The organism is Streptomyces sp. NPDC000983, assembly GCF_040299205.1.
GTDB lineage: Bacteria > Actinomycetota > Actinomycetes > Streptomycetales > Streptomycetaceae > Streptomyces.
Window position 1 is genome coordinate 17,687 of the sequence record NZ_JBEPBM010000012.1, and the last position, 21,780, is coordinate 39,466.

Here is a 21,780-nt window from a genome sequence, read left to right on the forward strand (position 1 = left end):
CGGTGCCGGGCCGCGGGGTCGTCGAGCGCAGCTGGAGAACCCCTTTTGCGTCACCTTCGGACGGCTTGTCTCGCGGTGTGGGACGTCCCGTGAACCGGTTCCCGGCGCGCACTACCCTTCCTCCATGACCACGCTCTCGCCGTACGACTCGATGACCCCGGTCACCCAGGCCGCCTACCGCGCCAAGGCCGCAGCGGCCGACCTCGCGCCGCTCCCGCGGGCCGCCAAGGACGACGCGCTGCTCGCCATCGCGGACGCGCTGGAGGTCCGGACGAGCGAGATCGTCGAGGCGAACGCCAAGGACGTCGCCGCCGCCCGCGAGGCCGGCACCAGCGAGTCGGTCGTCGACCGGCTGACGCTCACCCCGGAGCGGGTGCGGGCCATCGCCTCCGACGTCCGCGACGTCGTCGCACTGCCCGACCCGGTCGGCGAGATCGTCCGCGGCTCCACCCTGCCCAACGGCATCGACCTGCGCCAGGTCCGCGTCCCGCTCGGCGTGGTCGGCATCATCTACGAGGCCCGCCCCAACGTCACCGTGGACGCCGCCGCGCTCTGCCTGAAGTCCGGCAACGCCGTCCTGCTGCGCGGCTCCGCCTCCGCCTACGAGTCGAACACCGCCCTCGTCCGGGTGATCCGGGACGCCGTCGGCGGCGCCGGACTGCCCGCCGACGCCGTCCAGCTCGTGCCCGGCCAGAGCCGGGAGAGCGTGGGCGAGCTGATGCGCGCCCGCGGCCTGGTCGACGTCCTCATCCCGCGCGGCGGCGCCTCCCTGATCCGGACGGTCGTCAACGAGTCGACCGTCCCCGTGATCGAGACCGGCACCGGCAACTGCCACGTCTACGTCGACGCGCAGGCCGACCTCGACATGGCCGTGGAGATCCTGGTCAACTCCAAGGCCCACCGGGTGAGCGTCTGCAACGCCGCCGAGACCCTGCTGGTCCACCAGGACATCGCCGCCGAGTTCCTGCCCCGGGCCCTGGACGCCCTCGCCGACGCCGGGGTCACCGTGCACGCCGACGAGCGGGTCATGGCGTACGCCAAGGACTCCCGGGCCACCGTGGTGGAGGCCACCCCCGAGGACTGGGAGACCGAGTACCTCTCCCACGACATCGCCGCCGCCGTGGTCGACTCCCTCGACAAGGCCGTCGAGCACATCCGGCTGTGGACCTCCGGGCACACCGAGGCGATCGTGACGACCTCGCAGCAGGCCGCCCGCCGCTTCACCCGGCTGGTCGACTCCACCACCGTCGCGGTCAACGCCTCGACCCGGTTCACCGACGGCGGCCAGTTCGGCTTCGGCGCCGAGATCGGCATCTCCACCCAGAAGCTGCACGCCCGCGGCCCGATGGGCCTGCCGGAGCTGACCAGCACGAAGTACATCGTCACCGGCGACGGGCACATCCGGCCCTGACCGGCCGAGCGCCGCACGGCAGGCGTCTCACAGGGCGGATGAATTTCCGTACCGTCTGCCCAAATTGACCCCCCAGGTCTACTCTGGATCCGTGCCGGAGGACGTGGGGGGTACGCCGTTCCCTGACGGCTGGGATCCCGACAACGACCACGACCGCGGGGTGTCGGACGAAGAGTTCGCCTCCGTGGTCTTCGACGAGGCCTTCGTACAGGCGGCCACCCTGCACGAGCCGACCGCCGTGGAGCGCCTCCTGGCCGCCGCCCAGGCGAGAGCCGAGGCCTCCGAGGCGGAGGCCCGCCGCACCCGCCGCCGTGGCGAGCGGTACGACGACGGGTACGGCTCCGCCGGCTTCCGCTCCGACCGGGACCTCGACGACCCAGACGTCCTGGAGGACCGCTACGGCGCCCCCGGCCCCCACGGCAAGCAGGTCGCCCGCTGGCACCGTCCCGTCGCCTGGATGCTCGCCCTGATCATGGGCATCGGGATGGTCGCGCTGGCCTTCACCGCGGTCTACCGGGGTGCCTCCTCCGGCAGCCGCGATCCGGTCCCGCCGCCGGCCACCACCGGGGTGGAACAGGGCGGGGCGGGGGCGCCCTCGGCCTCCGCCGACCACTCCCAGCCGGCCATATCGGCCGTCCCCCGGACCCCCTGAACGCACTCCGGCCGGAACCCGCCATTCCTGGTGAGAACCTGTCAGAACTTGTCGTACGGCGGGGCGTTTACCCGGGCCTGCGGCGACCTACCCTGAAGATATGGGCGGGCCTGGAAACCCACCTGAGGGGACGCCCGAGGGGGTACCCGGAGGTGGCGAGGACGAGTACCGATCCGTCGTCTTCGACGAGTCGTTCATCCGCGCTGCCCGGCTCCAGGAGTTCTCCGCCCAGGAACGCATCGACGATCACACGCCGGCCGTCCGCCGCCGTACGCCCGTGCGCCGGGGCCTGTCCCGGCAGGCACTGGTCCTGGTCCTGCTGATCGCCGTCGCCTTCGGCACCGCGATCTACATGGGGGTGCGCCACCCCTACCAGACCCCGCCGGACCCCGAGCCGGTGGCCGCGGCCCGGATGACCGTGATCCCGCTCGCCCCGCCCGGCCGGGTGCCCGGCTCCTCCGACACCGAGACGCTCTTCGCCCGCAGCCCCGCCGCCCGGTACCGGATCGGCGCCGAGGGCGTGCCGCTGCCCGCCGCCCGCCGCACCGACCACTTCTCCGACGGCCAGGTCGTCAACGCGCTGAGCATCGCCAAGGACTACATCGTCCGCTCCTCGCTCTACCCCGAGGTCCTCCTCGGCGAGCAGGTCCGGCCGGTGCGGGTGCTGCTCGACCCGGACCAGCTCGACCAGTTCGACCGGAGCTTCGACCACCCGGCCGCCGACGGCAGGCACGCCCCCACCGGCTGGCTGATCCGCTTCGACCCGGCCGGCGTCGAACTCGCCGACCGCAGGATCCGGGTGCAGGGCACCCTCACGGTCGCCGAGACGGACTCGGCGACCCTGGAGGTCGTCGCGGACCACACCTTCGTCTACGCGCTGAGGCCGGCCGACTCCGGGGAAGCGGCGCGGGCCTCCCTGTTCACCGTCCGGCGCGAGCTGCACTTCCGCTTCGACCACGACGACCTGCGCATGAGCCAGGCCCAGCTGATCGTCTCCGCCGTCCAGGCGGGCCCGCTGTCCTGCTCCGACGACTCGGCGGACCGGCTGCGCCCGCTGCTGGCCGGCCAGAGAGCGAAGGCCGGCGGCCCGGCCGGCACGGACCCCTATGCGACGGGCGACGCGACGGCGCTGTGCGGAGCCCTCGCGGCGAGCGCCCAGCCCGGGGTGTGAGCCCCTCCGCCGAGCCCCCGCTCAGTCCTCGTCGCGCGGGGAGTCCTTCGGCGGCCGGTCCTCGGAGCTTCGGCCCCCGGAGTCCTGGTCCCTCGGCGTGGACGCGGCGAAGCCGCCGAAGCCCCGCCGGACCCGGCCGCCGAGGTCGCCCGCCCCGCCCGCGATGTCGGTGACCAGCTTCATCAGCGGGTCCTTCGACGTCTTCACATGCGAGGCGTAGTGCGAGGCGGACTCGCGGAACGAGTCCGTGACCGAGGTGTCCTTGTCCTCCGTGCGGCGCGGGTAGTGGCCGTCCATGATCCGCTGGTGGTCCCGGGACTCCGCCCACTTCTTCAGCTCGGCCGCGCGGACCGCGGTGAAGGGGTGCGAGCGGGGCAGCACGTTCAGGATCTTCAGCACCGAGTCGCGCAGGTCGCCCGCGGACTCGTACTCCTCGGCCTGGGCGAGGAACGCGTCCACGTTCATCTCGTGCAGGTGGTTGCCGCCCGCGATCTTCATCAGGCCGCGCATCGAGGCGGTCAGGTCCTGGCCGACCAGCAGCCCGGCCCGGTCCGCCGACAGCTCCGACTTGCGGAACCACTCGCGCAGCGCGGTCACGATCGCCATGATCGCCACCGAGCCCAGCGGGATCCAGGCGACCCGGAGGGCGAGGTTGGTCAGGAACAGCAGGATGGTCCGGTACACGGCGTGCCCGGACAGCGCGTGCCCCACCTCGTGCCCGACGACCGCCCGCATCTCCTCCTCGTCGAGGAGCTCGACGAGCCCGGTCGTCACCACGATGATCGGCTCGTCCAGGCCGATGCACATCGCGTTCGGCTTCGGGTCCTGGGTGACGTACATCGGCGGGACCTTCTCCAGGTCCAGGATGTAGCAGGCGTCCCGCAGCATGTCGTTGAGATGGGCGAACTGCTGGTCGGAGACGCGCACCGAGTCCGACAGGAACAGCAGCCTCAGACTGCGCTCGGGCAGCAGCCCGCTCAGCGCCTTGAAGACGGTGTCGAACCCGCTCAGCTTGCGCAGCGCCACCAGCGCGCTGCGGTCGGCCGGGTGCTCGTAGGCGCGCGAGGAGATCCCGGGGAAGCGCCTGCGCTGCCTGCTGGGCACCTTCTCGTGCCCGTTGTGCTGGTGGCCGTCGTCGGACATGTGATCCCCCATGTGCGTCTGTGTGGCCGTCTGTGGCCCCTGCGGGCCCCCGGAGCGGGCTCCAGCCTAGGCGGAGCTACGGTGAACGGTCAGCACAGTGAACGGAGTCCCACACCATGGAGCACAACCCCCCGGCCGCCTGGTTCGCCGAGGCCGCGCGAGCGGCCGAGACACAAGGGGCGGGGAATCTGATCCGCGTGATCCTGGTCGTGATGATCCTGGGCTCTGTCCTGACCGCCTGGTTCCTGCTGCGGGGGTACAAGTCGAAGGACGAATGAGGCGCCGGATAAGTTGCCTCGGCCCGGACCCGGCGCGTCCCCGGCCCGGAATCGGCCCGGCGCCCACGGCACCAACGGCGGAGTCGGCGTGATCGCTGCGGAGCCGCCCGCTTACGATGAGCCGACACCTTTATCCCGCCCACACCCGAAGGTCCTGCCGAAGATGAGCTTCCAGAGCACCGCTGCCCAGTTGGCCACCCTCGCATCCGAGGGCGCAGAGCACGGCGGCAACCACGAGAGCCTCGAACCGCTGGTGACCGGCGGAGCTGCCTTCGTCATCCTGATGCTCCTGCTGTGGATCACCATGAGCTTCAACCGCGACCGCTGACCGCGCAGGCCCGGCCGGTCCCCGGAGGTCCGGCGACGATGGCCCGCGGGCCGGGCCGGTAGGGTCTGCACGCATGGGAGAGCAGGACATGCCTACCGGCCCCGGCACAGGCCCGTCGAACCCCGGCAAGCGCCGGCTCGGCGTCATGGGCGGAACGTTCGACCCGATCCACCACGGGCACCTCGTGGCGGCCAGTGAGGTCGCCGCGCAGTTCCACCTGGACGAGGTGGTGTTCGTCCCGACCGGGCAGCCGTGGCAGAAGAGCCACCGCCAGGTCACCCCGGCCGAGGACCGCTATCTGATGACGGTCATCGCGACCGCCGAGAACCCGCAGTTCTCGGTGAGCCGGATCGACATCGACCGCGGCGGCCCGACCTACACCGCGGACACGCTGCGCGACCTGAAGGCGCTCAACCCCGACACCGACCTCTTCTTCATCACCGGTGCCGACGCCCTCGGTCAGATCCTGACCTGGCGGGACACGCAGGAACTGTTCTCCCTCGCGCACTTCATCGGGGTCACCCGGCCCGGCCACCACCTGGCCGACCCCGGACTCCCGGAGGGCGGGGTCTCGCTCGTCGAGGTTCCCGCCCTGGCCATCTCCTCCACAGACTGCCGTGCGAGAGTCGCCAAGGGCGACCCGGTCTGGTATCTGGTGCCGGACGGGGTCGTGCGCTATATCGACAAGCGCGAGCTGTACCGCGGCGAGTGAGCCGAGAGGGGCACCGGTGAACGACCGATACGACGCGGGGTACGGGTCCGACCAGCAGTACGAACTCGTCGGCTACGACGAGTACGGGCAGCCGGTCTATCGACAGGTCCCGCCGCAACAGCCCCCTCAGCAGCCCTACGACCCCTACGCTCAGCAGGGGTACGGCTACGATCCGTACGCGACCGGGCAGCAGCAGCCGGTCCCGCCGTACGAGGGCCACGACCCCTACGAGGGCCGAACGGCGGGCCACGACCCGTACGGCGCGGGCGGCACGGCCGCCGGCTACGACCCCTACGGCCCCACCGCCGCGAGCGGGCAGCAGCCGCGGGTCGCCGAGCAGACCGCGTACATCCCGCAGCAGGCCGGGCCCGCCGAGGAGCCCGAGGAGCCGCGGGCGGACGAACGGGACTACCGCACCGGGCAGTTCGCCTTCGTCGAGGAGCCCGACGGCGACTCCGAGGACGTCATCGACTGGCTGGCGTTCACCGAGAACCGCACCGAGCGCCGTGAGGAGGCCCGGCGCCGGGCCCGCAGCCGGATCGTCGCCCTGGTCGTCGTCATGGCCCTGTGCGCCGTCGGCGGCGTCGGCTACCTCTGGTACGCCGGAAAGCTCCCCGGGCTCTCCTCCTCCGACGAAAAGACCGGCACCACCACCGCCGTCGGCGCCCAGAAGCGGGACGTCGTCGTCGTCCACCTGCACGACACCAGGAGCGGCGACACCGCGACGGCCCTGCTCGTCGACAACACCACCACCGAGCAGGGCACCACCGTCCTGCTGCCCAACTCGCTCTCCCTGACCGGCGACGACGGCACCACGACCACCCTCGCCAAGTCGGTCGAGGACGACGGCTCGGCCGGCACCCGCGAGGCGCTGGACACCGTCCTCGGCACCGAGATCCAGGGCACCTGGCGGCTGGACACGCCCTACCTCCAGAACCTCGTCGACCTCGTCGGCAACATCGACATCGACACCGACACCGATGTGCCCGACCCGTCCGCCAAGAAGTCCAAGGGCGCCGCCCCGCTGGTCACCAAGGGCGAGGCGCAGACCCTCAGCGGCAAGATGGCCGTCGCCTACGCCACCTACCGCGGCTCCGGCGAGGCCCAGAACGCCCAGCTCCAGCGGTTCGGGCAGGTCATGCAGGGCGTACTGCGCAAGCTGTCCTCCGACGCGCAGGCCGCGACGGTCACCGTGCAGACGCTCCAGCAGATCCTCGACCCGTCCATGACCGACAAGGACCTCGGCACCTTCCTCGCCCAGCTGGCCGACCTCGCCAAGGGCGGCGACCACAGAACGGCGCTGCTGCCGGTGCAGGGCGACGGCACGCTGAGCGCCGAGACCAGCGCCAGCGTGGTCAAGGACGTCCTCGGCGGCACCGCGAAGAGCCCCGACCAGGGTGCGGCCGTGCGGGTCTCGCTGCAGAACGCCACGGGTGTGAAGGACAACACGGAGAAGGCCAGGGTGGTCCTGCTCAACGGCGGCTTCACCTTCCTCGACGGCGGTACCGCCGGAGCGGCCCAGGCGGCCTCGAAGGTCGTCTACACCGACGCCGGGGACAAGGCGGACGCCACCGAGGTCGCCAAGACCCTGGGCCTGCCCACCAGCGCCGTCTCCAAGGGGAAGACCACCTCGAACGCGAACGTCTCGGTGATCCTCGGCCAGGACTACGCGCCGTCGTCCTAGGCCGGGGGCCCGGCCCGGGGCGCCAACAATCGCGTGGGGTGCCGTCGGCGGTCGTGAGACCCTTGAGTCCCAGTGACCGCCGACGGAAAGCCTTGTAGTGACCGCCACTGACCGTTCCATCGAGCTCATCACCACCGCCGCACAGGCGGCGGCCGACAAGCTCGCGCACGACATCATCGCCTACGACGTCAGCGACGTGCTGTCGATCACCGACGCCTTCCTGCTGGCCTCCGCGCCCAACGACCGCCAGGTCAAGTCGATCGTCGACGAGATCGAGGAGCGGCTGAACAAGGAGCTCGGCGCCAAGCCGGTCCGCCGCGAGGGCGACCGCGAGGCCCGCTGGGTCCTGCTCGACTACGTCGACATCGTCGTCCACGTCCAGCACAGCGAGGAGCGCGTCTTCTACGCCCTGGAGCGGCTGTGGAAGGACTGCCCCGAGCTGGAGCTGCCCGAGGACGCCAAGGCCACCCGCGGCAAGGCCGCGGAGCACGCCAAGCTCCAGGCCGCCGAGGACGCGGCCGAGCCGGGTGGTGAGTGGCGGTGAGCGCCACCGGTGAGCCCACGGCCGGCCGCCCCGGCCGTGGGCGCCGGGTGATCCTGTGGCGCCACGGCCAGACCTCCTGGAACGTGGAGCGCCGCTTCCAGGGCACCACCGACGTCGCCCTCACCGAGACCGGGATCGCGCAGGCCCGCCGCGCCGCCCGGCTGCTCGCCTCCCTCAAGCCCGACGCCATCGTCGCCTCCGACCTGAAGCGCGCCGCGGACACGGCCGGTGAGCTGGCCGCCCTGACCGGTCTGGACGTCGCCCACGACGAGGGGCTGCGGGAGACCTACGCGGGTGTCTGGCAGGGGCTCACGCACGAGGAGATCATCGCCCGCCACGGCGAGGAGTACGCCGCGTGGAAGCGCGGCGAGCCGGTCCGCCGCGGCGGCGGCGAGCTGGAGACCGAGGTCGCCGACCGCGCCGCCCCGGTGGTGCTCCGGCACGCGGAGAAGCTGCCCGACGACGGCACCCTCGTCGTGGTCAGCCACGGCGGCACGATCCGCACCACCATCGGCCGGCTGCTCGGCCTGGAACCGCACCACTGGGAGAGCCTCGGCGGCCTCTCCAACTGCTGCTGGTCCGTCCTCGGCGAGGGCGCCCGCGGCTGGCGGCTGCTGGAGCACAACGCCGGCACCCTGCCGGAGCCGGTGCTCGGCGACGACGACTGACCCTCCGGGGGCGCCCGGAGACCCGGATTTCACTTTCCGGCAGGTCGCAGGCTAAAGTTCTTCTTGTTCGCCCCGCCGAGCGGGGCGAAACACCATGTGACTCCGGTCGCGTGGGACAAGGGGCTATAGCTCAGTTGGTAGAGCGCCTGCATGGCATGCAGGAGGTCAGGAGTTCAATTCTCCTTAGCTCCACAGATCGACACGGATCGCGTTCGACGATCAGGATCCCATCCCCTCCGGGGGGTGGGATTTTTCGTGCACACTGATCCCGAACGGCCTTGAGTCACTTGGGACCCGGGAGGCGTATACCTCTGTGGAGGCGCGCTGCGGGAGGACTGGTACTGAGGCGTCGCTGACCGTATCGGCCCGGCCGTGGCAGAATCAAACGGCCGGAAGGGGGCGCGGCCCGACGGGAGGGAGCAGTGATGCCTGCGAGCATCCTCGGAGAGGTCGGCCACCTCTCCGACGCAAGCTGGACACGGGACACGGTCACCCGCCTCAGCTGCCCTTCCTGCGGCTCCGTCCATGTCGCCCAGGTCCTCGGTGACAACGGTGGCATTTCCTACGTGTGCACGGCCTGCGGCCACAGCTGGAGCTGATCGATGGGTGCGCACAGGCGGAAGTGTGATTGGTGCGGCAGTGGCACGCCGATCGTCCGCGACATGGAACCGGTCAACCCGGACTATCAGTACTGGTGCGAGGAATGCGCACGGGCGCTGATCATAAAAGGCGACCCCATCGAGACGTACCGCGAACTCGAGGGTGAGCCGATCTACGGCCGGCTGCTGGAAGAGCACTGCACGCTCAAGCGCTTCTACTCCTTCGTCACGGCCTGACACCCCGCCGGGCCTCCCCGGGCCCGGCCGGGCCTTCTCGCGCCCGCTGCGGCCGCCTCGGGGGCCGTGAACGGGCCGTGCGGGGTGGGCGGTTGCGGTGCGGGACCGTTCTGCAAGACCGTGAAGAGCGCGAACGCCGTACCGAATCGGACATTTAGTGCTGAATGTCCCCGCGCTGGAATCGATTTGGTGGTGCACGGGGTCGACCGGTAATGTTGGCGTCGCCGCCGGGGAAACCAGGCGGACCAAAGCAAGGGGCTATAGCTCAGTTGGTAGAGCGCCTGCATGGCATGCAGGAGGTCAGGAGTTCAATTCTCCTTAGCTCCACAGTGAGATCCCGCCGGGTCGTGAAGACCCGGCGGGATCTTTTTCGTGTGCAGTGGCGCGTACGGCTTCGGGGCCGCCCGGTGTTCCGGACGGCCCCGTGGGGTACGGCGGCGGCGCGGGCCGCGCGGCCTCAGCGGCCCAGGGCGCGGCGGCCGCGGCCCTGGGAGAGCACCGGCAGGTTGTTGCGGGCCGGGGCGCGCTCCGTCTGGTCCTCCAGGCGCAGGGCGAGCGCCGGGCAGCGGCGGACCGCGCGCAGGGCCTTCGCCTCCGCGTAGCGCGGCACTTGGGCCTGCGCGACGGTGGGGAAGCCGTCGGCGCCGAGTTCGAAGACCTCCGGCAGGATGTCCGCGCACAGGCCGTGGCCCCGGCACAGCGTCCAGTCGACGAAGATCTTCTGGCGGCTGGGGCCGTTCTCCTCCGACTCGCCGCCGCCGGGGATGCCGGTCGGCGTCTTGCCCCCCTCGAAGAGCGGCAGAACGCCCTCCACGGGTCGTCCGCAGCCGTTGCCGAGGACATGGGCGGCCAGGTCGTCGGTGAAGGCCTTGACGGTCGACTCCAGGAACATCGCCGAGCCGTCCGGGTGCGAACACGCGCCGCGCCGCTTGACGTTCTTCGCGACCTGTTTGACCGCCTCCAGGGCGGCGGGTCCGCCTCCGTTGAGGATGTCCTCCAGACCGCGCGCCGCGGCCGGCAGGCCGAGGTAGCAGGGGCCGCACTGGCCCGCGCTCTCCTCGGCCAGCCACTGCGCCACCCGCAGCGACTCACCCAGCGGGCAGGTGTTCTGGCTGATCGGCAGGATCGCGCCCGCGCCGAGCGCGCCGCCCACCGCGTCCAGCGAGTTGCGCGAGACGATCGCCTCGTTGACCGTCGCCGCGTCGATCCACTTGCCGTGGTAGCCGCCGGTCAGCACGCCCTGCGGGACCGGCGGGGCGCCGGCGAGCTGCAGGACGTAGCGGAGCGGGACGCCGGTGGGCACCTCGATGACCATCGGGCGGGCCACCGCCCCGGAGACCGTGAGCATCACGGTGCCCGGCTCGTCGTACAGGCCGGTGTTGCCGTAGCGCTCCGGGCCGATGCGGGCGGCGATGGCGAGCTGGGCGAAGGTCTCGGCGTTCGACAGCAGCGTGGGCGCGCCGCCCACGCCGCTCTTCGAGGCGCTGATCTTGCGGCCGGGCGGGATCGCCGGGCCGCCGTCGATCGACCGGATCAGCGAGGCCGCCGCTCCGGTCACCATCCGTACGGGGTTGCGCTGCACGCGGGCGCGCAGCGCCGAGCGGCGGCCGTTGCTCAGGCCGCGCTCGGCGAGCGCGGCCTCCATGGACCGCTGCGTCGACTCCCGGGTGACCCCCACCACGAGCGTGCGGGCACCGAGGGCCTCGGCGCACAGCAGCGCGCCGTCCAGGATGAGATGCGGGGCACGGTTGATGAGCACCGTGTCCTTGCGGCAGGCCGGTTCGTCCTCGCTTCCGTTGACGACGACGACCGGCCGGACGCCGCGCTTGATCGCCGCTTCGGCGACCGAGCGCAGCTTCTTGTGGAAGGGGAAGCCCGCGCCGCCGCGGCCCTTCAGGCTGATGCGTTCGGAGAGCTGCGCGAGTTGCTCGCCGCCCATCGGTTCGAGCGGCCCGTGCACCTTCAGATGCATGGGCAGATCGAGTCGTTCGACAAGGTCGAAGCCCGACGTGAGCTGGGGAAGGCCGACCACGCGGACTTCTGGTACGTCGGGCAGGGCCTCGTTCACCTATAGCCTCCGGAAGGCATGTTCCAAGGTTCGCCCGAACCCGGTGCGTCGAAGGACTCACCGGGGGGTGTTTCATTGGCGGGACCGCTGTTGTACGTGTCGTTGGGGTTGTACGTGCCGTAGAGCGGGTTCGACTCACCGGTGTCGTACACGTCACTTCCGCCGTACCCACCCACGCCCGGATTGCCATAGGTCGGGATGTTGTATCCCGTGTCGGTGAGGGGGTCGTAGGAGGACGGGGGTGCCTCGCCGACCGGCGGGGGCGACGGGATCGGCCAGCTTCCGGAGGTGCTGCCGCCGGCGTCCATCCGCGGCATCGCTTCGGTGGGCTGCATGTCCATCGGGAGGTCCATCGGCAGGTCCATCCGAGCGGTCTGGTCCGCGGTGAAGGACTGCTGGGGGCGCGGCGGCGGGGTGACGGCGCGGTACGCGGCCGCGAAGCCGTTCGCCGGTTCGGCGGCCGCCGGGGGTTCCGCGCGGCCCGCGCCGCGCTGGGGCTCGTAGCCGGGGAGCGAGCCGGTGTCGGTCATCCGGGCGCGACTGGCGTCCAGTTCCTCACGGGCCGAGCGCTCCTCGGAAGTGCCGAGGAGCGCGGAGAGACGGTCCGCGATCTTGCGCTTGACCGGCCGGGGCGCCGCGCGCAGGGCCAGCGCGGCGGCGACGCCGACCAGGCACAGGCAGTACAGGAACACGAAGATCGGCTTGGCCGTGCGACCCGCGTAGAGCCCGTGGACAAGGGCGGCGCACCAGGCCGGGTAGGCCAGCATGTGCATCGCCCGCCAGCGGGCGGCGACCGGGGCGGGGGAGGCGAAGGCGCCGCGCAGGGCTCCGGTGATGCCCACGAAGATCATGAGCAGTCCGGCCAGGGAGCCGAGGCCGACCAGGCCCTCGGGGCCGGTGAAGCCCAGCGAGAAGGGGATCAGGGCGCCGATCAGCTGGGTGTGGTCGAGTGCGATCTTGGTCGTGAGGTGCAGCAGCAGGAAGGCGATCGAGGCGACCGCCGTGGTGCGGTGCACCGCCTGGCCGATGATCCGCTGGCGCGCGTTGAGGAAGATCCGGTCCTGGGCCACCAGCCCCCAGATCACCGAGCAGCTGAGCGAGACGAGGGACAGCACGCCGGCGCCGAAGTTCAGGAACTCACGGAATCTGTCACCTCCGAACAGCACGACCACGGGTATGAGCAGCAGAAAGACAGCCGACGCCACCCCATAGGCCGATCGGCCCGGCTGGGGGAGCGAGCTGGTACTACGTCGAGGGTTCATGGGGGCAACTCCGAGCATTCGGGTAAGCGGTCCCGCTGCCGCACTCTAAGTGGCGTCCGAACCGGGCAGTAGCCATTTGAGTTATTGCGTTGTTATCAACGCGCCGTACGGGGCCGGTGTTGTCCTGCTAGGGGCCCTTACGCCGGGTAATAATTGAACTTCGTTCAAGTTTTCTGAATCTTCACAAGCGGTTTCCATGTGTCCACGATCCGGCCGGAACTCCGTCGCGACCCTCTCGACGCCTGCGGTACCCTGACGCCATGCGTGCCGTACGCCTTCTGCTTAGCGAGCCGCGCTGATCAATCCCGGCCACCGTCGTGAAGAGTGGCCGGCATCGGCGCGGCGTCCCCTCCTGTGCGAGGGGATTTTTCGTTTCCCGGGAATCGCAGCCGCTGGCAGAGACGATCGATGGAGCTTTGAGGATCATGAGCGAGACGAACCCCGCTGCCGCTGCTGAAGTGGCCGCGCCGCACCGCTACACGGCCGCCATGGCCGCGGACATCGAGGCACGCTGGCAGGACTTCTGGGACGCCGACGGCACCTACGAGGCGCCCAACCCGAGCGGTGACCTGGCGGGCGACCCCGCGCTGGCCGCCCGGCCCAAGAAGTTCATCATGGACATGTTCCCGTACCCGTCCGGTGCGGGCCTGCACGTCGGCCACCCCCTGGGCTACATCGCCACCGACGTCACCGCCCGCTTCCAGCGGATGAACGGGCACAACGTCCTGCACACCCTGGGCTTCGACGCCTTCGGCCTGCCCGCCGAGCAGCACGCCGTCCAGACCGGCGAGCACCCGCGGATCACCACCGAGGCCGCCATCACCAACATGAAGTCCCAGCTGCGCCGGCTGGGCCTGGGCCACGACAAGCGCCGGTCGTTCGCCACGATCGACCCCGAGTACTACAAGTGGACCCAGTGGATCTTCCTGCAGATCTTCAACTCCTGGTACGACGACGAGGCGAAGAAGGCCCGCCCGGTCGCCGAGCTGATCGCCCAGTTCGACAGCGGTGAGCGCGGGGTCCCCGGCGGGCGCTCCTGGAACGAGCTGACCGCCGGCGAGCGCGCCGACGTGCTGAGCGAGTACCGCCTGGCCTACGCCTCCGAGGCGCCGGTGAACTGGTGCCCCGGCCTGGGCACCGTGCTGGCCAACGAGGAGGTCACCGCCGAGGGCCGCTCCGAGCGCGGCAACTACCCCGTCTTCAAGGCCAAGCTGCGCCAGTGGAACATGCGCATCACCGCCTACGCCGACCGTCTGCTGGACGACCTGGAGGAGCTGGACTGGCCCGAGGCCATCAAGCTCCAGCAGCGCAACTGGATCGGCCGCTCCGAGGGCGCCCGCGTCGACTTCCCGATCGACGGCGAGCACATCACCGTCTTCACCACCCGCCCCGACACCCTGTTCGGCGCGACCTACATGGTGCTGGCCCCCGAGCACCCGATGGTGGAGAAGTTCACCCCGGACGCCTGGCCCGAGGGCACCCACGAGGTGTGGACCGGCGGCCACGCCACCCCCGCCGAGGCCGTCGCCGCCTACCGCGCGCAGGCCGCCTCCAAGTCCGACGTCGAGCGGCAGGCCGAGGCCAAGGACAAGACCGGCGTCTTCATCGGCGCGTACGCCACCAACCCGGTCAACGGCGAGCGGGTCCCGGTCTTCATCGCCGACTACGTCCTGATGGGCTACGGCACCGGCGCGATCATGGCCGTTCCGGCGGGCGACCAGCGCGACTTCGAGTTCGCGCGCGCCTTCGAGCTGCCCATCGTGTGCATCGTCGAGCCGACCGACGGACGCGGAACCGACACCTCCACCTGGGAGGACGCCTTCGGGTCCTACGACGCGAAGATCATCAACTCCTCCGGCGACGGCGTCTCCCTGGACGGCCTGCCGGTCGTCGAGGCCAAGGCCCGTGTCACCGAGTGGCTGGAGCGCACCGGCGCCGGCCGCGGCACCGTCAACTTCCGGCTGCGCGACTGGCTGTTCAGCCGCCAGCGCTACTGGGGCGAGCCCTTCCCGATCGTCTACGACGAGGACGGCGTCGCGCACGCGCTGCCCGAGTCGATGCTGCCGCTGGAGCTGCCCGAGGTCGAGGACTACAGCCCGCGCACCTTCGACCCGGACGACGCCGACACCCAGCCCGAGACGCCCCTGTCCCGCAACGAGGAGTGGGTCGACGTCACCCTGGACCTGGGCGACGGTCCGAAGAAGTACCGGCGCGAGACCAACACCATGCCCAACTGGGCCGGTTCCTGCTGGTACGAGTTCCGCTACCTGGACCCGCACAACGACCGCGCGCTGGTCGACCCGGAGATCGAGCGGTACTGGATGGGCCCGCGCGAGGGCCGGCCGCACGGCGGCGTCGACCTGTACGTCGGCGGCGCCGAGCACGCGGTGCTGCACCTGCTGTACGCCCGGTTCTGGTCCAAGGTCCTGTTCGACCTGGGGCACGTCTCCTCCGCGGAGCCGTTCCACAAGCTGTTCAACCAGGGCATGATCCAGGCCTACGTCTACCGCGACAGCCGGGGCATCGCGGTGCCCGCCGCCGAGGTGGAGGAGCGCGACGGCGCCTACTACTACGCGGGCGAGCAGGTCTCCCGGCTGCTGGGCAAGATGGGCAAGTCCCTGAAGAACGCCGTCACCCCCGAGGCGATCTGCGAGGAGTACGGCGCCGACACCCTGCGGCTGTACGAGATGGCCATGGGCCCGCTGGACGTCTCCCGCCCGTGGGACACCCGCGCGGTGGTGGGCCAGTTCCGGCTGCTGCAGCGGCTGTGGCGCAACGTCGTCGACGAGACGAGCGGCGCCGTCACCGTGGTGGACACCGAGCCCGACGAGGACACCCTGCGCGCCCTGCACAAGGCGATCGACGGGGTCCGCGGCGACCTGGAGGGCATGCGCTTCAACACCGCCATCGCCAAGGTCACCGAGCTGAACAACCACCTGACCAAGGCGGGCGGCGCGGTACCGCGTCCGGTCGCCGAGGCGCTGGTGCTGCTGGTCGCCCCGCTGGCCCCGCACATCGCCGAGGAGCTGTGGCGCAAGCTGGGCCACGAGGACTCGGTGGTCCACCGGGACTTCCCCGTCGCCGACCCGGCGTACGTCGTGGACGAGTCGGTGACCTGCGTGGTGCAGATCAAGGGCAAGGTCCGGGCCCGGCTGGAGGTGGCGCCGACCATCTCCGAGGAGGAGCTGGAGAAGGTGGCGCTGGCCGACGACAAGGTCGTGGCGGCGCTGGACGGGGCGGGCATCCGCAAGGTGATCGTGCGGGCGCCGAAGCTGGTGAACATCGTTACGGCGTAGGCGGGCATGTGCGGCCGTAGGTGGTCGTGGGCGGCCCCAGGCGCTGTCGTGGGTGGTCGCGGGCCGTCGTAGCCGGGCGTACGCGGCCGTGGGCGGGCGCAGTCGGTCGTAGCCGGTTGCGGCCGGTTGTGGCCGGCGGCGGCCGCTTGCCGCCGGGAGCGGTTCGGGGTGGCTCGGGGTCTTCTGCGGAGGCCGTGTCTCCGGGTCGTCCCCTACGGGCAGGTTCGGGGTTCTTCCGGAACTCCGGGCCTGCTTGCTGCGTTTACCGTGGAAGAGCGGCGCGGTGTGTGCCGTGCCGGGTTGGAGGAGGAGCTTCGTGGAAGCAGTGATCGCCGTCGTCGCCCTGCTCTTCGTGCTCTTCGTCGCGGCCGGGGCCTACGTCACGGTGAAGGCGGTCGGCGCCGCCAAGCGCGGTGTGGACCGCACGCTCACCCAGGCCCGCCGCACGGTCGAGGACCACACCCTGCGCGCCAAGTCCCTCGCCCAGCTGGGCCCGGCGGGCGAACTGGCCCAGCTGCGGCTGAAGCTGCGCACCTCCATGCGGGCCACCCAGGACGCGCTGCACGCGGGCGCGGCCGAGGACGAGTCGCTGAAGGAGTCCCTCGGCCTGTTCGAGCGGCTGAGCGCCCACGGACACGAACTGGACGGCGAGATGCGCCGCCTGGAGAGCGAGCCGGACCGGGCGACCCTCACCGAGCGGCTGCCGGGACTGCGCGAGCGCACCGAGCGGATCGTCGCCTCGGCGGACTCGCTGCGCTGGGCGGCCCGGGACCGGGCCCGCCGGTTCGCCGACGACGACCTCGACTCCCTCAGCGCGCAGATCGACGTCGAGGCGGGAGCCCTGCGGCACTGGACGACCGAGGAGCCGCCCGCCTCCGCGGCCACGCCCCCGCCGCCGTGGCCCGAGGCGCCGCCCGCCGAGGCACCGGCCGCGCGGCAGACCTGGCCGGACGAGCCGCAGCGGCGGACCGCCGAGGAACCGACCCGGCCCGCCATCACCCCGCCCGACCCGCGCCCGGCCTACCCCTGGCAGAAGAAGCCCCGCCCCGAGAGCACGACTTGATCCGGCCACGGCCGTCCGGGTAGGAAGGGCCGGGCTGCCGCCAGGGCGCTACGCCAGGTAACCTCCAGCTCATGTCCCGCCATGTCGCGATCGTCACCGATTCAACGGCCTACCTGCCGCCGCGGACGATGGAGCGCCACGGCATCACCGCGGTGCCCCTCACCGTGGTCCTCGGCGACCAGGCGCTGGAAGAGGGCACCGAGATCTCGACCCGCTCGCTGGCCCAGGCTTTGCAGAAGCGGCGCCCGGTGACCACCTCGCGCCCGAGCCCCGAGCGGTTCGCCGAGACCTATCGCAGGGTGGCGGAAACCGGTGCCTCCGGCATCGTCTCGCTCCATCTGTCCGCCGAGCTGTCGGGCACCTACGACGCCGCCGTGCTCGCCGCCAAGGAGGCGCCCGTGCCGGTGCGGGTGGTGGACACCGGGATGATCGCGATGGCCCTCGGCTTCTGCGCGCTCGCCGCCGCCGAGGTCGCCGAATCGGGCGGCACGGTGGACGAGGCCGTCACCGCCGCGGAGAAGCGGGCCGCCGGCACCTCCGCCTACTTCTACGTCGACACCCTCGAGTTCCTGCGCCGGGGCGGCCGGATCGGAGCGGCCCAGGCCCTGCTCGGCTCGGCGCTCGCGGTGAAACCCCTGCTCCAGCTCAACGGCGGCCGGATCGAACCACTGGAGAAGGTCCGCACGGCGTCCAAGGCGATCGCCCGGCTGGAGGAGATCGCCGCGGACCGGGCCGGCGGTGCCCAGGTCGACATCGCGGTGCACCATCTGGCGGCCCCGGACCGGGCGTCGGCCCTCGCGGACCGGCTGCGCACTCGGGTGCGGGGGCTGGCCGACCTGCATGTGAGTGAGGTCGGTGCGGTGATCGGGGCGCACACCGGCCCCGGGTTGCTGGGGGTTGTGGTCTCGCCTCGGTGAGGCGGGTCGGCCGGTCTGTCCGCGCGGGGTTTTCCTCCTGTGCGGGGCTTGCCACCCCTGTGGGTGACGGAGTTTTCCACAACCGGTGGACTGTCCCCGGGAATTGACCAAGATCATCGCGATGCGGCCGGGCGGCTCATCCTCGTCGTATGGCACTTCGATCACGTACACGCTCCGTTGCCGCGACCAATGGGCCGGGCCGCGGCCCCCGCTCCGACGTCCGCACTCGGCACCGCCGTTCCCACGCCGTTGGCCGGGTCGGGCGGCGCCGCGCCGCCCGGGACGGTGAGCTGCGCCGGCGCGCGGAGGCGATCTTCGGGGAACGGGCGCGGGCGGAAGGGGCTCTGGCTGAACGGGCCCTGGCGGAACGGGAGTCCGGTAAGGGGCCGCCGGGTGCGGGGTCGGGGCGGGCTGTGTCCTTCCCTGGGCCTGAGCGGGATGTGCCTCGCGCGGGTTCTGAGCCCGGTGCGGCCCGCCCCGGGGCGGAGTGGGGGCTGTCCGTCGGCGGGCCGGAGCCGCAGCCGGAGCCGCAGCCGCGGTCGGAGCTTCGGGGGAGGGTCGGGCTGGCGTTGCGTGAGCGGCTGCCGTTGTGGGTGCAGGCGCGGTGCGGGCTGGAGCGGCGGAGCGTGGTCGCGCTTTCGGTACTGCTCGTCGCCGCCGTGGCCTTCGCCGCGCAGCACTTCCTGACCGGGCGGACCCAGGAGGTGCGGGCACCCGAGGTGGTGAGCGCCGGTGCGCCGTTCACGGAGGGGGCCTCGCCGGACGCCGGGGAGGCGGAGGCTCTACGGGCCGGGGCCGGGGAGGGTGTCGGTGCGGCGGGCGCGGCCGGCGCCGGCGCGGAGATCGTCGTGGACGTCGGCGGCAAGGTGCGGGAGCCGGGGATCCACCGGCTGCCCGCGGGGTCCCGGGTCGAGGACGCGCTGCGCGCGGCGGGCGGGGTGCGCCCGGGCACCAGCACGGAGGGCCTCAACCGGGCCCGCTTCCTCGTCGACGGCGAGCAGGTCCTCGTCGGCGTGCCCGCGGCGGCCCAGGGCCCCGCCGCACCGCCCGGCGCGCCCGGAGCCGGCCCCGCCGCGCCCGTCTCCCTCAACACCGCCACGGCCGAACAGCTCGACACCCTGCCCGGCGTCGGACCGGTCCTGGCCCAGCACATCATCGACCACCGCACCCGCAACGGAGGCTTCCGCTCCGTGGCGGAGCTGCGCGAGGTCAACGGCATCGGCGAGCGACGCTTCGCCGACCTGCGCACCCTCGTACGGCCATGAGCGGGACCCCCGCTCCGGACCGGTCCGAGGTGCACGCCGCGTCCGGGAACCGGCTCGGCGCCTCCCACCCCCGCCAGGACGGGCCCGCGGACCTGCGCCTGGTGCCGCCCGCCCTCGCCGCGTGGGCGACGGCCGCACTGCTGCCGGGAGCGCCGGTCGGATGGTGCGCCGGAGTCGTGGTGGCCGCCCTGGGCCTGGCACTCGTCCTGCTGTGTGCCCGTCCCCGGACGGTGGTCGCGGCCGTCCTGCTCTGCGTGGCGGCGGCCGCCCTCTCGGCCGGGCTGCACGGGGCCGATCTGCGGCGCGGCCCGGTGCCGGGACTGGCCCGCGAGTACGCCACCGTGACCGCGGAGGTCCGGCTGACCTCCGATCCGCGGCTCGCCCGGCCCCGGATCGGCGGGGACCGCCCCGTGCCGCCCACGGTGCTGATCGACGCCGAGGTGCTCCGGGTGCAGACGGCGGGGAGAGCGGCCGTGGTGACGCGGACACCGGTGCTGATGGTGGTACGGGCGTCCGCGGGGTCGCCCTGGCTCGGGCTGCTGCCGTCCACCCGGCTCAGGGTGACCGCCCGCGCGGCGCCCCCGATGACGGGCGGCGACCGGATCGCGGCCGTGCTGCGGGTGCGGGGCGCGACGGCGCCGGAGGTCGTGGCACCGCCCTCGGCGGCACAGCGGTTCGCCGGACGGCTGCGCGCCGGACTGCGGGAGGCGACCGACGGACTCCCGGCGGACCCGCGGGCGCTCCTGCCGGGGCTGGTGGTCGGGGACACCTCGCGGATCACCCCGGAGCTGGACGAGGCGTTCAGGGAGACCGACCTCGCGCACACCCTCGCCGTCTCCGGATCGAACCTGACGATCATCCTCGTGCTGCTCATCGGCCCGCCGGGCACCGCCCACCTCGCCGAGCGCCGCGGGCTGGCACCCCGGCTGGGACTGTCCCTGCGCACCACCGCGCTCGGCGGCGGGGCACTCACCCTCGCCTTCGTCGTCGTGTGCAGACCGGACCCGAGCGTGCTGCGGGCCGCTGCCTGCGGAGCCGTGGTCCTGCTCGCCCTGGCGACCGGGCGCCGCCGCTCCCTGCTGCCCGCGCTGGCCGCCGCGGTGCTGCTGCTGGTGCTGTTCGCCCCGGAGCTGGCCCGCAGCTACGGGTTCCTGCTCTCGGTCCTGGCCACGGGCGCCCTGCTGGTGCTCGCCCCGCGCTGGAGCGCGGCGCTGCAGCGGCGCGGGATGGGGCCGAGGTCCGCCGAGGCGCTGGCAGCGGCGGCGGCCGCCCAGGCGGTGTGCGCGCCGGTCGTGGTGGTGCTGTCGGCGCGGGTGAGCCTGGTGGCGGTGCCGTGCAACCTGCTGGCCGAGTTCGCCCTCGCACCCGCCACGGTGCTCGGGTTCGCGGCCCTGGCGACGGCGCCGGTGGCGATGCCGGTGGCCAAGGCCCTCGCATGGGGCGCGAGTTGGCCCGCCGGATGGATCGCCGACATCGCCCGGACCGGGGCGGCGCTGCCCGGCGCGGGCATCGACTGGCCGGGCAGCTGGGCCGGGGCGGGGCTGCTGCTCCTGGTCACCGTGGCCGGGCTGGCGGCGGGCCGGCGGCTGGGGCGGCACCCCTGGTGGTGCGGGGTCGGCGCGGTGCTGCTGGTGCTGTTCGTGGTGCAGCCGCCGCCCCTGGTCCGGGTGCTGGGCGGCTGGCCGCCACCGGGCTGGCGGCTGGTCATGTGCGACGTGGGCCAGGGCGACGCGCTCGTGCTCGCGGCGGGCGAGGGCACCGGCGTGGTGGTGGACGCCGGCCCCGACCCGGAGCTGGTCGACCGCTGTCTGCGCACTCTGGGCGTCACCCGGATCCCGCTGATCGTCCTGACCCACTTCCACGCCGACCATGTCGCCGGCCTGCCGGGGGTGCTCAGGGGCAGGGAGGTGGGGGAGATCGGGACGACCGGCCACCAGGAGCCGGTGCGGCAGGCGGAGTTCGTCCACCGGGAGGCCGCGGCGCACGGGGTGCCGGTGACCCGGGCCGTGGCGGGGGAGCGGCGGCGCACCGGGGAGCTGTCCTGGCGGGTGCTGTGGCCGCCGGCGAGTCCCGCGGCGCTCCCGGAGGAGGCCAACGACGCCAGCGTGACGCTGCTCGCCGAGGTCGCCGGGGTGCGGGTGCTCCTGCCGGGGGATCTCGAACCCCCGGCCCAGCGGGCGCTGCTGGCCTCACCGGCGGGTGCGCTGCTGGGCGGTGTGGATGTGCTGAAGGTCGCCCACCACGGGTCGGCGTACCAGGACCCGGAGCTGATGCGCAGGGCGGCACCGCGGCTGGCGCTCATCTCCGCGGGGAAGGGCAACCCCTATGGGCATCCGTCCCCCGGCACGGTCGCGGCGCTGCGGGCCCGGGGCGCGGTGGTGCTGCGGACGGACCGGGACGGCGCGCTGGCCGTCGTGGGCGAGGGCGGGGGGCTGAGAGTGGCGGGGGAGTGAGTGCCTGGCAGGGGCGGGAGACTGAGGAC

19 protein-coding genes and 2 tRNA genes are annotated in these 21,780 nt (G+C 72.5%); 18 read left to right on the forward strand and 3 right to left on the reverse strand.

What is annotated here, in order from left to right:
- Positions 1-124: 124 nt before the first annotated feature.
- The 3 genes from ABT296_RS15950 (at position 125) to ABT296_RS15960 (ending at position 3,234) form a co-directional block, all read left to right on the forward strand.
- Entirely contained in the window at positions 125-1,411 is a 1,287-nt protein-coding gene (locus ABT296_RS15950; protein ID WP_351927520.1) for a glutamate-5-semialdehyde dehydrogenase, read from the forward strand.
- Between the two features lie 91 nt (positions 1,412-1,502).
- On the forward strand, positions 1,503-2,063 hold the full coding sequence (locus tag ABT296_RS15955) for an SCO2584 family spore wall biosynthesis protein (RefSeq protein ID WP_502977256.1): 561 nt from the start codon (positions 1,503-1,505) through the stop codon (positions 2,061-2,063).
- Between the two features lie 100 nt (positions 2,064-2,163).
- The gene (locus tag ABT296_RS15960) at positions 2,164-3,234 is read left to right on the forward strand and encodes an SCO2583 family membrane protein (RefSeq protein WP_351927524.1); all 1,071 of its coding nucleotides are present in this window, start codon (positions 2,164-2,166) and stop codon (positions 3,232-3,234) included.
- Positions 3,235-3,255: 21 nt separating this feature from the next.
- On the opposite strand, the gene ABT296_RS15965 is transcribed toward ABT296_RS15960, so the two are convergent.
- Positions 3,256-4,377 (reverse strand): M48 family metallopeptidase, encoded by a 1,122-nt coding sequence (locus ABT296_RS15965; RefSeq protein ID WP_351927851.1) that lies wholly within the window; start codon positions 4,375-4,377, stop codon positions 3,256-3,258.
- Positions 4,378-4,493: 116 nt separating this feature from the next.
- On the opposite strand from ABT296_RS15965, the gene ABT296_RS15970 reads away from it, so the two are divergent.
- From ABT296_RS15970 to ABT296_RS16015, 10 genes are all read left to right on the forward strand, one after another.
- Positions 4,494-4,655 (forward strand): hypothetical protein, encoded by a 162-nt coding sequence (locus ABT296_RS15970; protein WP_351927526.1) that lies wholly within the window; start codon positions 4,494-4,496, stop codon positions 4,653-4,655.
- Between the two features lie 163 nt (positions 4,656-4,818).
- Positions 4,819-4,983 (forward strand): hypothetical protein, encoded by a 165-nt coding sequence (locus ABT296_RS15975; protein ID WP_351927528.1) that lies wholly within the window; start codon positions 4,819-4,821, stop codon positions 4,981-4,983.
- Between the two features lie 73 nt (positions 4,984-5,056).
- Entirely contained in the window at positions 5,057-5,695 is a 639-nt protein-coding gene (gene nadD, locus ABT296_RS15980) for a nicotinate-nucleotide adenylyltransferase (protein ID WP_351927530.1), read from the forward strand.
- Between the two features lie 16 nt (positions 5,696-5,711).
- The gene (locus tag ABT296_RS15985) at positions 5,712-7,379 is read left to right on the forward strand and encodes an LCP family protein (RefSeq protein ID WP_351927532.1); all 1,668 of its coding nucleotides are present in this window, start codon (positions 5,712-5,714) and stop codon (positions 7,377-7,379) included.
- 97 nt (positions 7,380-7,476) lie between these two features.
- A complete protein-coding gene (gene rsfS / locus ABT296_RS15990; RefSeq protein WP_351927534.1) occupies positions 7,477-7,923 on the forward strand; it encodes a ribosome silencing factor in 447 nt (148 codons plus the stop codon).
- The gene (locus ABT296_RS15995) at positions 7,920-8,591 is read left to right on the forward strand and encodes a histidine phosphatase family protein (RefSeq protein ID WP_351927536.1); all 672 of its coding nucleotides are present in this window, start codon (positions 7,920-7,922) and stop codon (positions 8,589-8,591) included. The genes rsfS and ABT296_RS15995 overlap by 4 nt, the downstream gene beginning before the upstream one ends.
- Positions 8,592-8,710: 119 nt before the next feature.
- Positions 8,711-8,783: transfer RNA gene (locus ABT296_RS16000), tRNA-Ala, on the forward strand.
- Between the two features lie 233 nt (positions 8,784-9,016).
- A complete protein-coding gene (locus ABT296_RS16005) occupies positions 9,017-9,190 on the forward strand; it encodes a hypothetical protein (protein WP_351927538.1) in 174 nt (57 codons plus the stop codon).
- 3 nt (positions 9,191-9,193) lie between these two features.
- Positions 9,194-9,427: a hypothetical protein gene (locus ABT296_RS16010; protein ID WP_003976229.1), complete on the forward strand. Its 234-nt coding sequence runs from the start codon at positions 9,194-9,196 to the stop codon at positions 9,425-9,427.
- A gap of 254 nt (positions 9,428-9,681) precedes the next feature.
- Positions 9,682-9,754 (forward strand) — tRNA-Ala (locus tag ABT296_RS16015).
- 130 nt (positions 9,755-9,884) lie between these two features.
- Here ABT296_RS16015 and ABT296_RS16020 read toward each other — a convergent pair.
- Positions 9,885-11,495, reverse strand: coding sequence for an NADH-ubiquinone oxidoreductase-F iron-sulfur binding region domain-containing protein (locus ABT296_RS16020; protein WP_351927540.1), 1,611 nt, complete (start codon positions 11,493-11,495; stop codon positions 9,885-9,887).
- A complete protein-coding gene (locus ABT296_RS16025; RefSeq protein WP_351927542.1) occupies positions 11,492-12,757 on the reverse strand; it encodes a ferric reductase-like transmembrane domain-containing protein in 1,266 nt (421 codons plus the stop codon). The genes ABT296_RS16020 and ABT296_RS16025 overlap by 4 nt, the downstream gene beginning before the upstream one ends.
- Before the next feature lie 425 nt (positions 12,758-13,182).
- Here ABT296_RS16025 and leuS point away from each other — a divergent pair, with 425 nt between their 5' ends.
- The 5 genes from leuS to ABT296_RS16050 all read left to right on the forward strand — a co-directional run bounded on the left by leuS (position 13,183) and on the right by ABT296_RS16050 (position 21,751).
- Positions 13,183-16,053 (forward strand): leucine--tRNA ligase, encoded by a 2,871-nt coding sequence (gene leuS / locus ABT296_RS16030; protein WP_351927544.1) that lies wholly within the window; start codon positions 13,183-13,185, stop codon positions 16,051-16,053.
- Between the two features lie 316 nt (positions 16,054-16,369).
- Positions 16,370-17,116 (forward strand): hypothetical protein, encoded by a 747-nt coding sequence (locus ABT296_RS16035; RefSeq protein ID WP_351927546.1) that lies wholly within the window; start codon positions 16,370-16,372, stop codon positions 17,114-17,116.
- A gap of 71 nt (positions 17,117-17,187) precedes the next feature.
- On the forward strand, positions 17,188-18,033 hold the full coding sequence (locus ABT296_RS16040) for a DegV family protein (RefSeq protein ID WP_351927548.1): 846 nt from the start codon (positions 17,188-17,190) through the stop codon (positions 18,031-18,033).
- Between the two features lie 626 nt (positions 18,034-18,659).
- The gene (locus ABT296_RS38735; RefSeq protein ID WP_502977258.1) at positions 18,660-19,298 is read left to right on the forward strand and encodes a ComEA family DNA-binding protein; all 639 of its coding nucleotides are present in this window, start codon (positions 18,660-18,662) and stop codon (positions 19,296-19,298) included.
- Entirely contained in the window at positions 19,295-21,751 is a 2,457-nt protein-coding gene (locus tag ABT296_RS16050; protein WP_351927552.1) for a ComEC/Rec2 family competence protein, read from the forward strand. The genes ABT296_RS38735 and ABT296_RS16050 overlap by 4 nt, the downstream gene beginning before the upstream one ends.
- The last annotated feature ends 29 nt before the right edge of the window (positions 21,752-21,780 follow it).